This is a genomic window from Micromonospora sp. NPDC050784 (assembly GCF_044456765.1).
GTDB classification, from domain to species: domain Bacteria; phylum Actinomycetota; class Actinomycetes; order Mycobacteriales; family Micromonosporaceae; genus Micromonospora; species Micromonospora foliorum.
In genome coordinates, this window is sequence record NZ_JBITGG010000011.1 from 16,374 (window position 1) to 35,170 (window position 18,797).

20 protein-coding genes are annotated in these 18,797 nt (G+C 71.4%); 8 read left to right on the forward strand and 12 right to left on the reverse strand.

Going from position 1 to position 18,797, the window contains the following annotated elements:
- Nucleotides 1-8 precede the first annotated feature (8 nt).
- Complete coding sequence (locus ACIBD9_RS16650) at nucleotides 9-1,064, reverse strand: helix-turn-helix transcriptional regulator (protein WP_396718480.1); 1,056 nt, start codon at nucleotides 1,062-1,064, stop codon at nucleotides 9-11.
- Entirely contained in the window at nucleotides 1,061-2,059 is a 999-nt protein-coding gene (locus tag ACIBD9_RS16655; RefSeq protein ID WP_396718482.1) for a helix-turn-helix transcriptional regulator, read from the reverse strand. Before ACIBD9_RS16655 ends, ACIBD9_RS16650 begins: the two co-directional genes overlap by 4 nt.
- Nucleotides 2,060-2,176: 117 nt before the next feature.
- Between ACIBD9_RS16655 and ACIBD9_RS16660 the strand changes: the two genes are divergently transcribed.
- Together ACIBD9_RS16660 and ACIBD9_RS16665 are read left to right on the forward strand one after the other, a co-directional pair.
- Entirely contained in the window at nucleotides 2,177-3,181 is a 1,005-nt protein-coding gene (locus ACIBD9_RS16660) for a cation diffusion facilitator family transporter (protein ID WP_396718485.1), read from the forward strand.
- 49 nt (nucleotides 3,182-3,230) lie between these two features.
- On the forward strand, nucleotides 3,231-4,316 hold the full coding sequence (locus ACIBD9_RS16665; RefSeq protein WP_396718487.1) for a DUF3866 family protein: 1,086 nt from the start codon (nucleotides 3,231-3,233) through the stop codon (nucleotides 4,314-4,316).
- A 132-nt stretch (nucleotides 4,317-4,448) separates the two neighbouring features.
- Here ACIBD9_RS16665 and ACIBD9_RS16670 read toward each other — a convergent pair whose 3' ends face one another.
- The 4 genes from ACIBD9_RS16670 to rfbA all read right to left on the reverse strand — a co-directional run bounded on the left by ACIBD9_RS16670 (nucleotide 4,449) and on the right by rfbA (nucleotide 7,658).
- The gene (locus tag ACIBD9_RS16670; protein WP_088948118.1) at nucleotides 4,449-4,643 is read right to left on the reverse strand and encodes a hypothetical protein; all 195 of its coding nucleotides are present in this window, start codon (nucleotides 4,641-4,643) and stop codon (nucleotides 4,449-4,451) included.
- Between the two features lie 80 nt (nucleotides 4,644-4,723).
- Nucleotides 4,724-6,082 carry a Pup--protein ligase gene (pafA, locus tag ACIBD9_RS16675; RefSeq protein WP_124771093.1) on the reverse strand — a complete coding sequence of 453 codons (1,359 nt, stop codon included), beginning with the start codon at nucleotides 6,080-6,082 and terminating at the stop codon, nucleotides 4,724-4,726.
- 68 nt (nucleotides 6,083-6,150) lie between these two features.
- Nucleotides 6,151-6,774, reverse strand: a complete 624-nt coding sequence (gene rfbC / locus ACIBD9_RS16680; protein ID WP_396718490.1) for a dTDP-4-dehydrorhamnose 3,5-epimerase — start codon at nucleotides 6,772-6,774, stop codon at nucleotides 6,151-6,153.
- Nucleotides 6,771-7,658 (reverse strand): glucose-1-phosphate thymidylyltransferase RfbA, encoded by an 888-nt coding sequence (gene rfbA / locus ACIBD9_RS16685; RefSeq protein ID WP_387169789.1) that lies wholly within the window; start codon nucleotides 7,656-7,658, stop codon nucleotides 6,771-6,773. Before rfbA ends, rfbC begins: the two co-directional genes overlap by 4 nt.
- 85 nt (nucleotides 7,659-7,743) lie before the next feature.
- Here rfbA and rfbB point away from each other — a divergent pair, with 85 nt between their 5' ends.
- Genes rfbB through ACIBD9_RS16715 form a run of 6 tightly spaced genes read left to right on the forward strand, consistent with a single transcriptional unit; the run spans nucleotide 7,744 to nucleotide 13,023 of the window.
- Nucleotides 7,744-8,745 (forward strand): dTDP-glucose 4,6-dehydratase, encoded by a 1,002-nt coding sequence (gene rfbB, locus ACIBD9_RS16690; RefSeq protein ID WP_396718492.1) that lies wholly within the window; start codon nucleotides 7,744-7,746, stop codon nucleotides 8,743-8,745.
- Nucleotides 8,742-9,629 carry a dTDP-4-dehydrorhamnose reductase gene (gene rfbD, locus ACIBD9_RS16695; RefSeq protein ID WP_396718494.1) on the forward strand — a complete coding sequence of 296 codons (888 nt, stop codon included), beginning with the start codon at nucleotides 8,742-8,744 and terminating at the stop codon, nucleotides 9,627-9,629. The genes rfbB and rfbD overlap by 4 nt, the downstream gene beginning before the upstream one ends.
- On the forward strand, nucleotides 9,626-9,997 hold the full coding sequence (locus tag ACIBD9_RS16700; RefSeq protein ID WP_139584287.1) for a DUF2304 domain-containing protein: 372 nt from the start codon (nucleotides 9,626-9,628) through the stop codon (nucleotides 9,995-9,997). The genes rfbD and ACIBD9_RS16700 overlap by 4 nt, the downstream gene beginning before the upstream one ends.
- The gene (locus ACIBD9_RS16705; RefSeq protein ID WP_396718496.1) at nucleotides 9,990-10,691 is read left to right on the forward strand and encodes a glycosyltransferase family 2 protein; all 702 of its coding nucleotides are present in this window, start codon (nucleotides 9,990-9,992) and stop codon (nucleotides 10,689-10,691) included. The genes ACIBD9_RS16700 and ACIBD9_RS16705 overlap by 8 nt, the downstream gene beginning before the upstream one ends.
- The gene (locus tag ACIBD9_RS16710) at nucleotides 10,688-11,998 is read left to right on the forward strand and encodes a lipopolysaccharide biosynthesis protein (protein WP_396718498.1); all 1,311 of its coding nucleotides are present in this window, start codon (nucleotides 10,688-10,690) and stop codon (nucleotides 11,996-11,998) included. The genes ACIBD9_RS16705 and ACIBD9_RS16710 overlap by 4 nt, the downstream gene beginning before the upstream one ends.
- On the forward strand, nucleotides 11,995-13,023 hold the full coding sequence (locus tag ACIBD9_RS16715; RefSeq protein WP_396718500.1) for a glycosyltransferase family 2 protein: 1,029 nt from the start codon (nucleotides 11,995-11,997) through the stop codon (nucleotides 13,021-13,023). Before ACIBD9_RS16710 ends, ACIBD9_RS16715 begins: the two co-directional genes overlap by 4 nt.
- 49 nt (nucleotides 13,024-13,072) lie before the next feature.
- On the opposite strand, the gene prcA is transcribed toward ACIBD9_RS16715, so the two are convergent.
- The 6 genes from prcA to ACIBD9_RS16745 all read right to left on the reverse strand — a co-directional run bounded on the left by prcA (nucleotide 13,073) and on the right by ACIBD9_RS16745 (nucleotide 18,738).
- Nucleotides 13,073-13,912 (reverse strand): proteasome subunit alpha, encoded by an 840-nt coding sequence (prcA, locus tag ACIBD9_RS16720; RefSeq protein WP_396718503.1) that lies wholly within the window; start codon nucleotides 13,910-13,912, stop codon nucleotides 13,073-13,075.
- A gap of 58 nt (nucleotides 13,913-13,970) precedes the next feature.
- Nucleotides 13,971-14,810, reverse strand: a complete 840-nt coding sequence (prcB, locus tag ACIBD9_RS16725; protein WP_396718505.1) for a proteasome subunit beta — start codon at nucleotides 14,808-14,810, stop codon at nucleotides 13,971-13,973.
- Nucleotides 14,729-15,160, reverse strand: coding sequence for an endonuclease VII domain-containing protein (locus ACIBD9_RS16730; RefSeq protein WP_396718507.1), 432 nt, complete (start codon nucleotides 15,158-15,160; stop codon nucleotides 14,729-14,731). The genes prcB and ACIBD9_RS16730 overlap by 82 nt, the downstream gene beginning before the upstream one ends.
- Before the next feature lie 77 nt (nucleotides 15,161-15,237).
- A complete protein-coding gene (locus ACIBD9_RS16735) occupies nucleotides 15,238-15,453 on the reverse strand; it encodes a ubiquitin-like protein Pup (RefSeq protein ID WP_030332902.1) in 216 nt (71 codons plus the stop codon).
- Nucleotides 15,454-15,557: 104 nt separating this feature from the next.
- Nucleotides 15,558-17,075, reverse strand: coding sequence for a depupylase/deamidase Dop (gene dop / locus ACIBD9_RS16740; RefSeq protein ID WP_372492830.1), 1,518 nt, complete (start codon nucleotides 17,073-17,075; stop codon nucleotides 15,558-15,560).
- Between the two features lie 37 nt (nucleotides 17,076-17,112).
- Nucleotides 17,113-18,738 (reverse strand): DUF2142 domain-containing protein, encoded by a 1,626-nt coding sequence (locus ACIBD9_RS16745; RefSeq protein ID WP_396718510.1) that lies wholly within the window; start codon nucleotides 18,736-18,738, stop codon nucleotides 17,113-17,115.
- Nucleotides 18,739-18,797: the final 59 nt, after the last annotated feature.

Genomic DNA, 18,797 nt, shown 5'->3' on the forward strand with positions numbered 1-18,797 from the left:
CGGTCAGCCTACTGGGTGCGGCCGGCCACCGCCGGGTCACCCGACGGGGCGCGCCGCGGGTCGACCTCGGTCGGCAGGGGCACGGCCGTGGGCGCGGGCACGGCGTACGCGTCCAGTGCGGCGGCCGCCGTCGCCCGCACCTGCTCGGCCAACTCGACCGGGGCGACCACCGTCACCTCCGGGCCGAGGCCCAGCACGAACCGGCGGGCCCAGCCCAGGTCGGTCACCCGCAGGGAGACGAGCCACTGGTCGCCGTCGCCGGCCTCCACCCGCTCACACGGGTAGTACTCGGTGATCCACCGCTCGCCCCGACCGATACGCAGGGTGATCAGCGGCAGGTCGGCCGACGGGCGGAACACGCCCTCGGTGAGGTCGTGCGGGACGGCCTGCGGCGGCACCGTGGCCGGCTCGTCCAACTCGGTGATCGCGTCGATCCGGTCGGCGCGGAACAGCCGGACGGCCTCGGCACGCCGACACCACGCCTCCACGTACGCCCGGCCGCCGACCATGAGCACCCGCAGCGGGTCGATGACGCGCTCCGTGGTCTCGTCCCGGGCGGCCGTGTAGTAGGTGATCCGCAGGGCCTTGCCGCCCTCCACGGCGGCGCGCAGCGCCTCGACCCGCCGGGTGTCCCCGGGCAACCGGACCGCCACCGGGGCGCCCACCAGGTCACCCGCGTCCTCGATCTTGGCGAGGGCCCGTTCGACGGCCTCCCGGTTGGCCACCCCGGGCGTCTCGGCCAGCATCCGCAGCGCCACCACGAGCGCGAGGGCCTCGTCGGGCGTCAGCCGCAACGGCCGGTCGATGCCGGCGTCGTAGGTGATGGTCACCCGGTCACCGTCGAACGCCATGTCGATCAGGTCACCGGGGCCGTACCCGGGCAGCCCGCACACCCAGAGCAGCTCCAGGTCCTCCCGGAGCTGCCGCTCGGTGACGCCCAGGTCACCGGCCGCCTCGGCGATCTCGATGCCGGGCCGGGCCAGCAGGTAGGGCACCAGGTTGAGCAGTCGGGCCAGCCGGTCGGCGGACGCGCGGGAACCGTTGCGGGAGGCCGGGCGGGTCACCGGGCGCCCCCGCTGGCGGCCAGCTCGTCGTGTCGCACGGCGATCTCCTTGAGTCGTTGGATGACCGCCTCGCGGACCTCCGGTGGGTCGAGGACCCGCACGTCCGGGCCGTAGCCGACGAGGTGACCGGCCAGCCCGTCCGGGTCCGCGTACGGCAGGACCAGCCGGTCGCCGTCCGGCCCGGCGGTCACCTCCACCGCCCACCGGCGCAGCCCGGCGGCCCGCCCCGGGGCGGCCAACACGGTGGCCCGGCCGGTGCGCTCCACCGGACCCGACCAACGGGCCACGTGGCTGATCAGGTCGACGTTGGCCGGTGGCTCGTACGCGCCGGGTGCACCGGTCACCCGGACGGCGCCGACGACCCGGGACAGCCGGAAACAGCGGGTCGCCTCCCGGTCCCGGTCGTGGCCGACCACATACCACCGGCCGCGCCAGCAGACCACGCCCCACGGTTGCAGCCGCCGCCGGCTGGGCGCGTCGCGGTCGGGCACTCGGTAGTCGAACCCCACCTCGCGGCGGTCCCGAGCGGCGGCGGTCAGCGGCGCGAACGCCGGGTCGACCGTGACCATCGGCTCCAGGCCGAGGGTCGCCTGCGGGTCCACGTCCACCCCGGCGGCTCGCAGCTTGGCCAGCCCGGACGACGCGGCGGCGGCCAGCCCGGCGTGCTGCCACAGCCGGGCGGCGATGCCGACCGCGGCGGCCTCGTCCGGTTCGAGGAGGATGTCGGGCAGCGCGTACTCGCGGTGGGCGATCCGGTAGCCGGGCTCGGCGTCGAAGGCGCTCGCCGTGCCGGTCTCCAGTGGCACGCCCAGCTCGCGCAGCTCGGCCTTGTCCCGCTCGAACTTGCGCTGGAACGCCTCGTGGTCGCGCGCGTCGTCCGGATCGTGCTCGTAACCGGGCACGGTCGCGGCGATCTGCGCGGCGGTCAGGAACCGTCGCGTGGACAGCAGGCAGATCACCAGGTTGACCAGGCGTTCGGTGCGGGTCCGCGACACGCGGTAGACGCTAGCAGCCGACACGCTCACACCGTGCACCCACGCGGGCGTGCCGCACACTTGTTCGGATCGGGCCTCCCCCGGCGCGCCGCCGTTCCCGGTCATAGGGTGATCCTCATGTCGCAAGCGGACGCCAGGCCCGAGAGCGAGAGCGTCGGCACGGTCGTCGTCGCCGGTGCCGCCAACCTCGCCATCGCGGTCGCCAAGCTGATCGCCGGGTTGATCTCCGGATCCGCCGCGATGCTCTCCGAGGCGGCGCACTCGGTCGCCGACACCACCACCGAGGTGCTGCTCTTCCAGGCGCTGCGCCGCGGCGCCCGTCCGGCCGACCAACGACACCCCTTCGGGTACGGCAAGGAGAGCTACGTCTGGGCGTTCTTCGCGGCCATGTTCACGTTCGTCGCCGGCGCCGGTTTCGCCGTCACCCACGGCGTCACCACGATCCTGGTGCACGAGCACAGCGGCGACTACCTGATCTCGTACATCGTGCTCGGGGTGTCGTTCGCCATCGAGTCGGTCTCACTGGCCCGGGCCGTACGGCAGGTCCGCCGCGAGTCACGACGCTGGGAGACCACGCCCCGGCGGTTCCTGCGGCTGACCGCCGACACCACCGTCAAGGCGGTCTTCCTGGAGGACAGCGCGGCCCTGGTCGGTCTGGTGCTGGCCGGGCTCGGCGTCGGCCTGTCGCACGCCACCGGCGACGAGGTGTGGGACGGCGTCGCGTCGATCCTCATCGGGCTGCTGCTGCTGACGGTCGCCGGGGTCCTCGCCGGCAACAACCTGTCGCTGCTGGTCGGCCGGGCCGTCCCGGAGCGGCTGCGCCGCGAGATCGAGCGGGAGCTGGCCGGGCTGCCCGAGGTGGAGCGCATCGACACCCTGTTGACCATGCAGCTCGGCCCGCAGGACATCCTGGTCGCCGCGAAGGTCGACTTCCGCGACCAGGCCACCGGCGCGCAGATCGAGGCCACCGCCGACGAGGCCGAGCGGCGGCTCACCGACCGGTACCCGGAGATCCGGTTCGTCTTCCTCGACCCCACCCGTTCGCTCCCGGGCGCCACCGGCACCGCCCGGGGCACCCAGGCCGGGCCGAGCCCGGACGCCGGCGGCCCCGAACCGACCTGAACCACACCCCGGCGCGGGCCGCCGGGCCCGCGCGGCTAGCGTGCCCGTCATGGTGCGATGGCGTACGGGGACGGTGGCGACGCTGCGACGGCAGTGGACCGGGGCGGTGGAGCTGGACGTCGACCTGCCCGACGGCACGCGGATGCGGGCGTTGGCCTACCCGGAGCTGGTCGGCACGCCGGAGCCCGGCGACCGGGTGCTGCTCAACGCCGGCGCGTTGCTGATGGGGTTGGGCACCGGCGGGTACGCCCTGGTGGTCGCCCTGCCGGACCGGCTGCCGCCGGACCCGCCGGACGTCGCCGACACCCGCGACGCCGGGCACCTGGTCAAGGCCCGATACACGCCGTTGCAGCCGATCCTCCTCGGCGTCGACGAGGAGGCGTCCCCGCACCGCGACGTGCTGGCCGACGCGGACGACCTGGGCGGCCTGCCGGTGGTCACCGCCGACCTGCACTCGGCGCTCCCGGCGATCCTGGCCGGTATCCGGGCCGACGCCCCGCAGGCGCGGGTGGCGTACCTGCTCACCGACGGTGGGGCGCTGCCCGCCTGGTTCTCCCGCACCCTCGCCGGCCTGCGGGCCGAGCTGGCCGGCACGATCACCGTCGGGCAGGCGTTCGGTGGCGACCTGGAGGCCACCACCCTGCACGGCGGTCTGCTCGCCGCCCGGTACGTGCTCCACGCGGACGTGGCGATCGTGGCTCAGGGACCGGGCAACCTGGGCACCGGCACCCGTTGGGGCTTCTCCGGCGTCGCCGTCGGCGAGGCCGTCAACGCGATCGCCACGCTGGGCGGGAAGCCGGTCGGCTCGTTGCGCATCTCCGACGCCGACCCCCGCCCCCGGCACCGCGGCGTGTCACACCACAGCCTCACCGCGTACGGCCGGGTGGCGCTCGCCCCGGCGGAGCTGGTGGTGCCCGAGGACCTGGCGCCGTCCCTCGCGGCCGAGGTGCACGCGGCGCTGGCTCCCCTTTCGGCCCGGCACCGGATCGTCCGGGTGCTCACCGACGGTCTCGACGCCGCGCTTCGGGCAAGCTCCGTGCCGCTGTCCACCATGGGCCGTGGCCTCGACGCCGACCGCGCGTACTTCCTTGCGGCAGCCGCCGCCGGCCGGCACGCCGTAAGCCTCCTCCCCTAACCCGCCCCCGGTCCGGGGCTGCCCACCCCGGTTGATCATGAAGTTATTGCCCGCCGCCTCGGTGTGTCATGGCAACAACTTCATGATCGACGCGCGCTGGGGTGGGGGCAGGGCACGGGGGTGGGGTGGGGGTTAGGCCAGGAAGATGAGGGCTAGCCAGCCGCCCACGATGAGCACCAGGGCCAGGGCCAGCACCCACGTCGGCACCGTGTATTCACCGCGCCGGTTACGGTCGACCTCGGCGCGGATCTTCTCGCGCCGGCGTTCGACCCAGTTCTGCCGCTCGGTGCCGCGCTCGGAGCGGTCGGAAGGTCCAGAAGTCGTCATGGCGAGCTCAGCTTAACCGCTCAGTACGCCGGGCTGACCGGCCCCGTCGGCGCAGCGCACCGCCGGGGCCGGCAACCCGCTCACATGCTGGCGATCAGCCGCTCCACTCGCTCGTCGTACGCCCGGAACGGGTCCTTGCAGAGCACGGTGCGCTGCGCCTGGTCGTTGAGCTTCAGGTGCACCCAGTCGACGGTGAAGTCCCGGCGCTTCTCCTGGGCGTGCCGGATGAACTCGCCCCGCAGTCGGGCCCGGGTGGTCTGCGGAGGGGTCTCCTTGGCCTCGAAGATCTCCGGGTCGGTGGCCACCCGGTCCACGTCGCCGCGGCGCTCCAGCAGCCCGTAGAGGCCCCGCCCACGGCGCACGTCGTGGTACGCCAGATCCATCTGCGCCACCCGGGGGTGCGACAGCGGCAGGTCGTGCTTGCGCTGGTAGCGCTCGATCAGCCGCAGCTTGCTGACCCAGTCGATCTCCCGGGAGACCGGCTCCAGGTCGCCGGTCTCCACCGCGTTGAGCACCCGGCCCCACAACTCGACGACCCGCTTCGCGGCCTGGTCGCCACCGCGTCGCTCGACGAACTCGGTGGCCTTGGAGAGGTATTCCTGCTGGATGTCCAGCGCGCTGACCTCCTTGCCGTTGGCCAGCCGCACCTTGCGCCGGCCGGTGATGTCGTGCGACACCTCCCGGATGGCCCGGATCGGGTTCTCCAGGGACAGGTCGCGCATCACCACCCCGGCCTCGATCATCCGCAGCACGATGTCGGCGGTGCCGACCTTGAGCAGCGTGGTGACCTCGTTCATGTTGGAGTCCCCGACGATCACGTGCAGCCGCCGGTAGCGCTCGGCGTCGGCGTGCGGCTCGTCGCGGGTGTTGATGATCGGGCGGCTGCGGGTGGTCGCCGAGGAGACGCCCTCCCAGATGTGTTCGGCCCGCTGCGAGAGGCAGTAGACCGCGCCGCGCGGGGTCTGCAGGACCTTGCCGGCCCCGCAGATCAACTGCCGGGTGACCAGGAACGGGATGAGCACGTCGGCGAGCCGGCCGAACTCGCCGTGCCGGGAGACCAAATAGTTCTCGTGGCACCCGTACGAGTTGCCGGCCGAGTCGGTGTTGTTCTTGAACAGGTAGATCTCACCCGCGATGCCCTCGTCGTGCAGCCGCTTCTCCGCGTCGACGAGCAGGCCCTCCAGGATCCGCTCGCCGGCCCGGTCGTGGGCCACGAGATCGGTCACCGAGTCGCACTCCGGTGTCGCGTACTCCGGATGCGACCCGACGTCCAGGTAGAGCCGGGCTCCATTACGCAGGAAGACGTTGCTCGACCGGCCCCAGGACACCACGCGACGGAACAGATACCGCGCGACCTCGTCCGGGGACAGCCGCCGCTGCCCGCGATAGGTGCAGGTGACGCCGTACTCGGTCTCGAGGCCGAAGATTCGCCGCTCCATGATGTGACATTAGCCGCCCGGAGGCCCGGTTCGTCACTGTCAGACCACAGGTCGTGCTCCGAGCGCGGTCACATACCGGTTGAGTGCGACATTCCGTCCGGACCGAGGCTCGCCACGAACCGCCGGCAGCTGTCGTACTCCGGGAGCAGGCCCCGCTCGCGGGCCTGCGCCAGAGTCGGCGCCGCGTCGTCACGCGCGGACAACAGCGGAACATCGGCGGGCCACTCGATGCCCAACTCGTCGTCCAGCGGGTGCACCGCGTGCTCGCCGGTCGGGTTGTAGGTGGCCGAGCAGAGGTAGCTCAGCGTCGCGTCGTCGGTCAACGCGCAGAACCCGTGGCCCAGCCCCTCGCTGAGGTAGACCGCCCGCCGGTCGGTGTCGTCCAACCGGACGCCCTCCCAACGGCCGAAGGTCGGCGAACCCACCCGCAGGTCCACGATCACGTCGAGGACCGCGCCGCGCACACAGGTGACGTACTTGGCCTGCCCGGGCGGGACGTCGGCGAAGTGGACGCCGCGCACCACGCCCCGCGCGGAGACCGACAGGTTGGCCTGGGCCAGCCGCAGCGGGTGCCCCACCGCCTCGGCGAGCTTGTCGAAGCGGTACCACTCCATGAACATGCCGCGCGGGTCACCGTGCTGCTGGGGGGTGATCTCCCAGGCGCCCTCGATGCTCAACTCCCGGATCTTCACCAGGAACCCCCGTCGCCGGCCTGCTCGGTGAGCAGACGGAGCAGGTAGTCGCCGTAACCGCTCTTGGTCAGCGGCTCGGCGAGCGCGCGCAGCTGCGCGTCGTCGATCAGGCCGGCCCGCCAGGCGACCTCCTCGACGCAACCGATCTTGAGCCCCTGCCGCTCCTCGACCACCCGGACGAACTCGGCGGCCTGCATCATCGAGGTGAACGTGCCGGTGTCCAGCCAGGCGGTGCCCCGGTCCAGCACCGTCACCGACAGCTCCCCGGTCTCCCGGTACACCTCGTTGACCGCCGTGATCTCCAGCTCGCCGCGGGCGCTCGGGGTGAGCTTGCGGGCGATGTCCACGACCCGGTTGTCGTAGAAGTAGAGGCCGGGCACCGCGTAGCGGGACTTCGGCCGGGCCGGCTTCTCCTCGATCGAGAGCACCCGACCATCGGCGTCGAAGTCGACCACGCCGTACTCCTGCGGGTTGGCGACCTGATAGGCGAAGACCCGCCCGCCGACCGGGTCACCGTGGTCGGCGAGCTGCCGACCCAGACCCACGCCGTGGAAGATGTTGTCGCCGAGGACCAGCGCCACCGACTCGGTGCCGATGAAGTCCGCGCCGAGGATGAACGCCTGTGCGATGCCCTCCGGGCGCTCCTGGCTGACGTACTCCAGCCGCAGCCCGAACTGGCTGCCGTCGCCGAGCAGCCGACGGAACTGGTCCTGGTCGTCCGGCGTCGTGATCACCAGGATCTCCCGGACCCCGGACATCACCAGGGTGGAGAGCGGGTAGTAGATCATCGGCTTGTCGAAGACCGGCATCAGCTGCTTCGAGACCGCCCGGGTGATCGGCCAGAGCCGGGATCCGGTGCCGCCGGCAAGTAGGATTCCACGCACCGGGGAAGCCTAGCCGCACCCCGGCACATTGTGCGGGGGTCGCATCCCAGGTGTCGCGTCGCCCGTCGCGTATACTTCCGGACCCGTGAGGATCCTCGTCACCGGCGGAGCCGGATTCATCGGGTCGGAGTACGTTCGTCTGCTGCTGGGCAAGCCGCTCGGCGGTGCGGACGGCGTGCCGCCGCTCGAGCCGGCCGTCGTGACCGTGCTGGACAAACTGACCTACTCCGGCAACCTGGCCAACCTCGAGCCCGTCCGGGACGACCCGCGACTGCGGTTCGTGCAGGGCGACATCTGCGACCCGGTCGTCGTCGACGAGGTGGTGGCCCAGCACGACGTGATCGTGCACTTCGCCGCCGAGTCACACGTCGACCGTTCGATCGCCGGCGCCGCGCCGTTCGTCACCACCAACGTGCTGGGCACCCAGACGCTGCTCGACGCGGCGCTGCGCCACGGCACCGGCCGGTTCGTGCACGTCTCCACCGACGAGGTCTACGGCTCGATCGAGGAGGGCTCCTGGACCGAGACCTGGCCCCTCGCCCCCAACTCGCCGTACTCGGCGTCCAAAGCCGGCTCCGACCTGCTCGCGCTGTCGTACCACCGCACCCACGGCATGGACGTGGTGGTCACCCGCTGCTCCAACAACTACGGCCCGTACCAGTTCCCCGAGAAGGTCATCCCGCTGTTCGTCAGCAACCTGCTCGACGGTGGCACCGTGCCCCTCTACGGCGACGGCGGCAACATCCGTGACTGGCTGCACGTGCACGACCACTGCCGCGGCATCGCCCTCGTGCAGCAGAAGGGCCGCGCCGGCGAGGTCTACAACATCGGCGGCGGCACCGAGTTGACCAACAAGGAACTCACCGGCCTGCTCCTGGACGCCTGCGGCGCCGGGTGGGACCGGGTCGTCCCGGTCACCGACCGCAAGGGCCACGACCGCCGGTACTCCCTCGACATCACCAAGATCAGCGAGGAGCTCGGCTACCACCCCAGCATCAGCCTGGACCAGGGCCTCGCCGACACCGTCCGCTGGTACCGGGACAACCGCAGCTGGTGGGAACCCCTCAAGTCCGCGCCGAGCGCATGACCCGACTACTCGTCACCGGCGCGGGCGGGATGCTCGGCCGGGACCTGGTCACCGTGCTGGGGGCACGGCCCGACCTCAAGGTGACCGCCGCCACCCGTGCCGACCTGGACATCACCGACCGCGCGGCGGTGGACGCCGCCGTCGCCGGGCACGACCTGGTGATCAACGCCGCCGCGTGGACCAACGTCGACGCCGCCGAGACCGACGAGGCCGCCGCGACCGCCGTCAACGGCGACGCCGTGGCCAACCTGGCCGCGGCCTGCGCCACCGACGGAACCCGGCTCATCCAGGTCTCCACCGACTACGTCCTCGCCGGCAACGCGGACACCCCCTACCCGGAGGACGCGCCCACCGCGCCGGTCAACGCCTACGGCCGCGGCAAGCTCGTCGGCGAACAGGCCGTCGCGCGGCTGCTGCCCGACACCGGGTACGTCGTACGCACCGCCTGGCTGTACGGCGCGCACGGCCCGAACTTCGTGGCCACCATGCTCCGACTCGCCACCCAGCACGAGCACCTCGACGTGGTCGACGACCAACACGGCCAGCCCACCTGGTCCTACGCGCTCGCCGAGCGGCTCGTCGCGCTCGCCGACGCCGCGCTGGCCGGTTCTGCGGCGCCCGGCGTCTACCACGGCACCTGCGCCGGCCAGACGACGTGGTACGGGCTCGCGCGCGCCGCGTTCACGCTGGCCGGGCTGGACCCGGAGCGGATCCGACCCACCACCAGCGACCGGTATCCGCGTCCCGCCCCGCGGCCTGCGTACAGTGTGCTAGGGCACAGCCGCTGGGCAGCCGTGGGTCTGGCCCCGCTTCCAGACTGGCACAGCGCCCTGGTTGACGCGTTCCACTCCCCCGCTCCACCCGCCCCGTGGAAGGTCGCATGAAGCTCACCCTCGTCACCGGCCTGACCGGCCTGCTGCTCCTCGGCACCATCGTCGAGCTGTTGCGCCGCCGTCAGCTGCGCGAGAAGTACGGCATGCTCTGGCTCGCCGTACTGATCATCGTGATCCCGCTGTCCCTGTTCCCCCGGCTGCTCGACAACGTCGCCGAACTCCTCGGCGTCGCCTCCGGTGTCAGCCTGGTGCTCTTCCTCGGCATCGTCTTCCTGCTGCTGGTGTGCGTACACCTCAGCTGGGAGGTCAGCGCCCTGGAAGAAGAGACCCGCACCCTGGCCGAAGACTTCGCCCTGCTCCGCGCGCAGATCGACGCGGACCGGGCAGCCCGAGACGAACTGGTGTCGACCGATGGTTAACGGCAAGCGCACATTGATCATCATCCCGGCTCTCAACGAGTCGGGCTCGATCGCCGACGTCGTCGGTGAGGTCCGCGGCGAACTGCCCGGCGTCGATGTACTCGTCGTCGACGACGGCTCCACCGACCGCACCGCCGCCGTCGCCGCCGCCGCCGGCGCGAAGGTCGCCAAACTGCCGTACAACCTCGGCGTCGGCGGGGCCATGCGCCTCGGCTACCGCTACGCCCGCGACAACAACTACGACGTCGCCATCCAGATCGACGCCGACGGCCAGCACGACCCCCGGTACGTGCCGAAGCTCGTCGACCTGCTCGACGACAACGACCTCGTCATCGGCGCCCGCTTCGCCGGTGAGGGCGACTACAACGTCCGCGGCCCCCGCCGCTGGGCGATGGTGATGCTCTCCGCCGTGCTGTCCCGGGTCGCCCACACCAAACTCACCGACACCACCTCCGGCTTCCGGGCCGCCAACCGGCGGGTCATCGAGATGTTCGCCGGCTGGTACCCGGCCGAGTACCTCGGCGACACCGTGGAGACCCTGGTGCACACCGCCCGCCGGGGCTACCGCATCCGCCAGGTGCCGGTCGCCATGCGCAAGCGGATGGCCGGCACACCCAGCCACTCCCCCGCCAAGGCGATGGTCTACCTCGGCCGCGCGTTCGCTGTCCTCACGCTGGCGCTCATCCGCCGGTGATCCGACGGCTACTGAGCCTGGTCCCGCCCGGCACCGTCGCTGTCGGTGCCGGGCTGGCCCTTCTCGGGCTCGCCTCCTACGTTCACCTCGCCGTCGCCGGCCACAGCCTCAGCAAGGCCGACTACTCGTCCCTCTCCGTGCTCTGGTCGATCGTGTTCACCCTCGGCATCGGCGTGTTCATGCCGATCGAGCAGGAGGTCGCCCGGGTCGTCGCCGCCCGACACAGCCAGGGGCTGCCCCCCGGGCCGGTGCTGGCCCGCGGCGTCACCGTCGCCGCCGTGCTGCTCGCGGTGCTGGTGCTGGCCGTCACGATCGGCCGTCAGCCGCTCGCCGACAAGCTCTTCGCCGGTGACGACGACCTGGTCACCGTGCTGATCGGCGCACTCGCCGCGATGGCCGTCGCCTACGCCACCCGCGGCGTCCTCTCCGGCCTGCAACTGTTCCCCTGGTACGGCGCCCAACTCGGGATCGACGGCGGCCTGCGCATCATCATGGTCGCCCTGCTCGGAATGGCCGGGGTGACCTCCCCCGTCTGGTACGGGCTCGTGCTCGTCGCCGCCCCACTGGTCAGCGTCCTGCTCACCCTGCCGCCGGTGCTGCGCACCATCGGCGGAGGCCCACCGGTGGCCTGGGCCACCCTGCTGCGCGGCCTCGGCCTGCTCACCGCCTCCAGCCTGCTCTCCCAGGTCGTGGTGAACATCGGCGTGATCAACGTGCAACTGCTTGCCCCCTCCGACGCGGCAGCCGCCGGCGCGCTCCTCTCCGCCCTCGTGCTGGTCCGCATCCCCCTGTTCGTCTTCGGCTCCCTCCAGGCGTCACTGCTGCCCGGCCTGGCCACCACCGCCACCACCGGCGACCAGGCCGGCTTCCACAGCCTGCTGCGCCGGGCGCTCGGCATCGTCACCGCGCTCGGCCTCACCGGCGCCCTCGGCGCCGTGCTGCTCGGCCCGTGGCTGGTCGGCACACTCTTCGACGCACCCGGCGTCCTCGGCCACGGCGACTTCGCCTGGTTGGGGGCCGCCACGCTGGCCTACCTGTGGGCGATGGTGCTCGGCCAAGCTCTCCTCGCCCTCGACCGGCACCGCGCCCAGGCCCTCGCCTGGACCGCCGGCGTCGCCGCCCTGATCGCCGTGACGCTGATCCCGGCGCCGGTCACCCTGCGAGTCGAACTGGCGTACACCATCGGCTCCGTCATCGTGGCCGCCACCATGGCGATACTGCTGCGCGGCGGTGTCCGTCGACCCACCACCCCCACCCGGCCGCTCGCCGAGGCCGTCGCTCCTGCCGTACCCGGAGGCATCCGATGACCCGACCCCGGGTGAGCGCCGTCATGCTCGCCTACGGCCCGGAGCCCTACCTCGTCGACGCCGCACGGGCGGTGCTGGCCAGCGCCGACGTCGAGATCGACCTCATCGTCGTCGACAACGGCTGCACCGGGGACGGCATCGACATCGTCAAGGGCCTCCCCGGTGTGCGGGTCATCCGACCGGAGGAGAACACCGGCTACTCCGGCGGCTGCCGGGTCGGCGCCGCCGAGGCCACCGGTGACTGGCTCGCGTTCGTCAACTCCGATGCCGTCGTCGCACCCGACGCCCTGGCCAAGACCACCGCCGTCGCCGCCGAGGCGGGCGTCGGCGCCGCCATGGCGTCCATCCGGTTGGCCGACACCCCCGAACTGATCAACACCAGCGGCAACCCGCTGCACTTCACCGGGCTCTCCTGGGCCGGCGGCAACGGTGAACCGGCCAGCAACCACGCCGAGCGGCGAGTCGTGCCCTCCCTCAGCGGTTGCTGCTTCGTGATCAGCCGGCAGCTCTGGCGCGAACTCGACGGCTTCGCCGCCGAGTACTTCGCCTACCACGAAGACACCGAACTCAGCCTGCGACTGTGGCAGCGCGGACTACGGCTGGAGTACGTGCCGGACGCCATCGTGCGTCACCACTACGAGTTCTCCCGCAACGCCCTCAAGCTCTACCTGGTCGAGCGGAACCGACTGGTCACCCTGCTCACCGCGTACGAGGCGCGGACACTCGTCGTGCTCGCCCCGGCGCTGCTGCTCACCGAGGCCGCCATGCTCACCGCCGCGGTCGTCGGCGGCTGGTCGCGGCAGAAACTGCAGGGCTGGGGCTGGTTGTGGCGCAATCGCAGCTGGGTACGCGGCCGTCGCCGGCAGCTACAGGCCGAACGCCGAGTGCCGGACGGGGTCATCGCGGAGCTGATGACCGGTCGGGTCACCCCCTCCGGGGTGCCCACCACGCCGGGCCTGGGCGCCTTCAACGCCGTCGCCGGCGGTTACTGGGCCCTGACCAAACCCCTGCTGCGCCGAGGATGACCGCTGGTGCCCGGCCCCGAACACGGGCCCGGCACCAGCGGGCGAAACCCTAACGCTCGCCGCCCTCCGCGGGCCGGTCCTCCAGATCCGCGGAGCCGGCCGACGTCGTCGGCTTGTGCGCCTCCGTGGTCGGCACGACGGGCTCATCGGGACCGCCCGCCGCCTCCGTCGACTGCGCCTCGGCCGCCGCGTCCCCGTCCAGCAGAGCCGTCAACGCGGCACCGGTGATCCGCCGGAACGTCCGCCCCACCCGGTGACGGTCCAGGACCGCCACCTCAAGCTGGTTCGCGGCGATCGTCCGGGCGGCACCGCCCTCACCACCCACGGTGCTCAACGCCTGCACCGCCACCCTGACCGCCTCACCCAGGGACATGTCCGCACGGTGCTGCGACTTCAACACACCGGTGATCGCCTCGGCCTGACCACCCATGGCCATCCGACCCGGCTCGTCGTTGACCGAGCCGTCATAGGTCAGCCGGTACAGCTCGTCCGCGTCCGCGGTGGCACCGACCTCCGCCACGCAGATCTCCACCTCGAACGGCTTCGACTGCTCGGTGAAGATCGCACCCAGGGTCTGCGCGAACGCGTTGGCCAGGGCCCGGCCGGTGACGTCCCGGCGGTCGTAGCTGAGCCCGTTCAGGTCGGCCATCCGCACACCGGCGCGGCGCAGGTTCTCGAACTCGTTGTACCGGCCCACCGCGGCGAACCCGATCCGGTCGTAGATCTCGCTGACCTTGTGCAAGGCGCTGGAGAGGTTCTCCGCGACGAAGAGGACCCCGCCGGAGTAACTGAGGACCACCGCGCTGCGACCCCGAGCGATGCCCTTGCGGGCCAACTCGGAGCGGTCGCGCATGATCTGTTCGGGAGAGGCGTAGAACTGCATGGCCACGTCGGCGGTTCTCCTTACGGCGCTGTGCTGACGACTGCTGACTGGTGAGGTGCGGGTCTCAACCGCCCGGGTTCTCCATCCGGCCGGCAACCACACCCTCGGCGATCGCCGCCGTCTCGGTGTCGGTCAACCGGCGGGTGCCCTCGGCGGTCGCGGTCATCACCACGGGGTAGATCCGGCGGGTCAGGTCCGGCCCACCGGTCGCGGTGTCGTCGTCGGCCGCGTCGTAGAGCGCCTCGACCGCCAGCCGCGTCGCATCCTCGACGGACAGCCCGGCCCGGAACCGCTTCTTCAACGCGGACTTGGCGAACAGCGACCCGGACCCGATCGCGTCGTAGCCGGTCTCCTCGTACGGGCCACCGGTCACGTCGAAGCTGAAGATCCGACCGGCCCGCGACGGGTCGGCGGCGGCCAGGTCGAACCCTGCGAAGAGCGGCACCACGGCCAGCCCCTGCATCGCCGCCCCCAGGTTGCCCCGGATCATCGAGGCCAACCGGTTGGCCTTACCGTCCAACGAGAGCATCGCGCCCTCGATCTTCTCGTAGTGCTCCAACTCCACCTGGAACAGTCGCATCAGCTCGATGCCGATACCCGCCGTGCCTGCGATGCCGACCAGTGAGTACGCGTCGGCGGGGTGCACCTTCTCGATGTCGCGCTGGGCGATCAGGTTGCCCATGGTGGCCCGTCGGTCGCCCGCCATGACCACACCCTCGGCGGCCGCGATGGCCACGATGGTGGTCGCGTGCGGTGCCAGGTCGGCTGCCATGCCCGGCGGCAGCGGTCGCCGACCGGGCAACATCTCGGGGGCCACCCGACTCAGAAACGTCGTGAAGGAGGACGTCCCCGCGTTGGTGAACACATCTGGTAGACGCCCGGATGGATCAAAGCCCGCTGCCACGTGGTTCCTCTCAGGTACGTGATCGCCCTGGCCAGCCTCATGGGACTGTCACGGAACTGGCCAAGACCACCGTTGCAGTTGAAGCAGAGTATCCCGCGCACCCATCCGGTGCGATGATCGTGGTCCAGATGTTGCGGGTCGGCACCGCCACAGATCGCGCAGACCCCGCCCTGCTCGGCCAGGAGCTCCTGAAACTCCTTCTCACCCACGCCGTACCGCCGCCGCAGGTGATACTCGCGGTTGCCTCCGTAGAGGCGCACTTTGTTCTCTCTGGTCTTCGTGTCGTGGCAGGGCTTGCAGTAGGTGGCGGCCGCTTGGAACTCACGCAGAACTGATCGAGCGCCTTCCATTCGCTGCAATCTCGACAGCGGCGGAGTCCGTCCCGATCATCGCCAGCTTTAGGCATGTCCGAATTGACCCTATATGCTCACTGACCTCCTTTTTGTACGTAACCTCTCACGAACTCCTCTGCATTTTCTTCGAGGACGGAGTCGATCTCGTCGAGGAGGTCGTCGACGTCCTCGGTGATCTCGGCGTGCCGCTCGGCCACCTCGGGGTTGGCCTCGGTGGTGACGTCCTCGATTTCCTCGCCCTGACGGGACTTGCCGGACTGCGACTGGCCGCCGCTGTCATGAGTGGCCATTGCTGCCTCCTCCACGATCGTCTGCGATGAACTTACCTCGCGCGGGCGACGAAAAGCCCGCCGCGCGCCGGCTTGCGGCACACGGCGGGCAATCGCAGCCGGGCTCAGCCCCCGGTCAAGGTCTCCAGCAGGTCCTTGGCGCTGGCGCAACGGTCGAACAGGGCACCGACGTGCGCGCGGGTGCCCCGCTCCGGCTCCATCATCGGCACCCGGACCAGCGACTCCCGGCCCACGTCGAAGATCACCGAGTCCCAGCTCGCGGCGACCACCTCGGAGGCGTACTGGGCGAGGCAGCGTCCCCGGAAGTAGGCCCGGGTGTCCTCCGGCGGCTCGGTCATCGCGCTACGGGTCTCGTCGTCGGTGAGCAGCGTCTTCATCGCCCCCCGGCTGACCAGCCGGTGGTAGAGACCCTTCTCCGGCCGGACGTCGGAGTACTGGAGGTCGACGAGCTGGAGCTTGTGCGAGCCCCAGCCGAGCTTCTCCCGCTCCCGGTAGCCCTCCAGCAGCCGCAGCTTGGCCACCCAGTCCAGTTCGTCGGCGCAGAGCATCGGGTCCCGGCCGAGCCGGTCGAGGACGCTCTCCCAGCGGTCGAGCACGTCGATGGTCTGCTCGTCGGCGTCCGTGCCGTACCGGTCGTCGACAAAGGACCGGACCCGCTCCAGGTACGCCCACTGCAGGTCGAGTGCGGTGAGCCGGCGGCCGTCGCGCAGTCGCATGCGGTGCGTCAGGGCGGGGTCGTGGCTGACGGCGCGCAGCTCGCTGACCGGGTCGGCGATGCCGAGGTCGCCGCCGAGCGCCTTCTCCTCGATCATGGTGAGGATCAGCGCGGTGGTGCCGACCTTGAGGTAGGTGGAGATCTCGGAGAGGTTGGCGTCGCCGATGATGACGTGCAGCCGGCGGTACTTGTCGGCGTCGGCGTGCGGCTCGTCGCGGGTGTTGATGATCGGCCGCTTGAGGGTGGTTTCCAGGCCCACCTCGACCTCGAAGAAGTCGGCACGCTGGGAGATCTGGAAGCCGCTCTGGCCGCCGTCCTGGCCGATGCCGACCCGGCCGGCGCCGCAGACGATCTGCCGGGTGACGAAGAACGGCGTCAGGTACGCCACGATGTCGGCGAACGGCGTCTGCCGGCGCATCAGGTAGTTCTCGTGGGCGCCGTAGCTGGCGCCCTTGTTGTCGGTGTTGTTCTTGTAGAGGTGGATCGGCTGGGTGCCCGGGATGGTGGCGGCGCGGCGGGACGCCTCGGCCATCACCCGCTCGCCGGCCTTGTCCCAGCGCACGATGTCGCGGGGGGTGGTGACCTCAGGGGTGGAGTATTCGGGGTGGGCGTGGTCGACGTAGAGCCGTGCGCCGTTGGTGAGTATCACGTTGGCCAGGCCGAGGTCTTCGTCCGCGAGTGCCTCGGCGGGGTCGTACGCGGCACCGGAGTAGGTGAACCCGCGGGCGTCGCGCAGCGGCGATTCTTCCTCGTAGTCCCATCGGGCCCGGCCGCCCCGGTTGAGTTCCGGACGTGCCCCGTAGGCATTGACCACCTGCGATGAGGTGACCATCGGGTTGGCTCCGGCCTGCCCGGGCACGGAGATGCCGTACTCGACCTCGGTGCCCATGATCCGTCTTACGCTCATCGACCTACCCGCTTCGCTCGCCCGACCCGGTCCACCGTCAGGTCGAGCGTAGTCCGCCCTGGGCACCTGCACTCTGTAGGTGAGTGCCGGCGGGCCGGAACAGTTCGGTGGATTCCGGGTCAGAACGCTCGGCGGTCGGCGTCGGATCGTCGCTCGCGGCGGAGCGCGTGGTCCAGACGAGCCACCCGAACAGCACCAGGCCGACGCTGGCGCTCAGCAGCGGGATCACCGAACCGACCACCGGGTGCCAGTCGCCGGCGAGCGGGTTGAGGCTGCTCAGTCCGATGTTGGCGGGCAGGCCGTTCTGCCAGCGGACCATCGTGTACGCCAGGCAGAAGAGCTGGATCGGCAGGAGGAACAGCACGGCGAGTCGGGTGAACGAGCGGGCCCGGGCGGTTTCGAAGCCGCGTTGTTCGGCGGTCCACGCGGCGTAGAGCAGAACGCCGACCAGCATGGGCAGCATGTAGCGGCCCTGGGTGACGAAGCCGCTCTCGTTGACCAGGGCGATCTGCATGAGGGAGGGGACGGCCACGCCGCCGCCGAGCAGCACGAGCAGGCGCCACCGGTCGAGGGTGCTGCCCCAGACGACGCCGATGAGCAGCAGTGCTCCGGCGACGAGCTGCCAGATCAGGTACGGCGGGGCGGGCATCCGGGTGTCCAGCCAGGAGGTGACTCCGACGATCTGGTCGAGGTATCCCCGCCACCGGTCGGCCTCGCGCAGGGCCGCCTGCCCGTAGGTGAGCCGGTCGGCGGAGTAGTTGCCGAGGTCGGAGGTCTGTTGGCGGACGGACCAGGCGAGCACGACGAGGGTGGACAGGACGATGCCGCCCGCCCAGAGTTGAGCGGCCCGGTCCCGTAGCAGGCCGACGAGGTTGCCGCGGCGCAGTGGGAAGGCGAACGCGACGAAGGCGGTCGCGAGCCAGAGCGGGCCGGTCTGGCGCAGGATGGCCAGGAGCAGTGCGCTGATCCCGACGAGGAGGATGAGGCCGCGTCGTGGGCCGGGTGGGCCGAGCAGCAGGGGGATGACCGCGCTGAAGAAGGCGATGCCGGCGGCGATCTCCAGGCCGTTCGGGTTGACCGCGCTGGCCATGTGCACGGCCATCGGGGTGGTGACGACGACCAGTGCGCCCATCATGAGGCCGCGGCGGGATCGGTTGCGGATCACGACGTACGCGCAGGCGAGCAGCGCGGCGCAGCACAGGGCGCTGATCATGCGGGCGAGCAGGACACCGGACCAGCCGGGCCAGAGCACCGTCGGCGCGCCGACGAGGGCGTAGTAGGCGGGGAAGTACCGACCGGCTCCGGTGCCGGCGCGGGTGGGTGTGTCGTCGCTGCCGGGGGGCTGGGCGCAGGCCGCGGAGACGTCCTTCTTGAACTGCCAGCACTGCTCGCGGACGAGACCGCCGGGGACGGTCTGGAAGGCTCCGGTGCCCTTCTTCGCGGCGGCCGGCGGGGGCGCGATCTGCCCGGCGGCGACGCCGGCCGCGCGGACGATGTGTTCGCGCTCGTCCGGGGTGCCGTCGTAGGGGGCGGCCATCGACCAGGCGAAGATGATCAGGAAGAACGCGGCGAAGGCGAGGGCCCAGTGTCGGCGGGCTGCGCTCGTGGTGGCCGCCGGGCTTGCGGCGGTGGCCGGCGGCGTCACTCTTCCGGGATCAGGCACGTCAACCTCGCGGCTCGCGCGGGCAGGCCCCGCTGGGTGGATGGACAGACGATAGACTC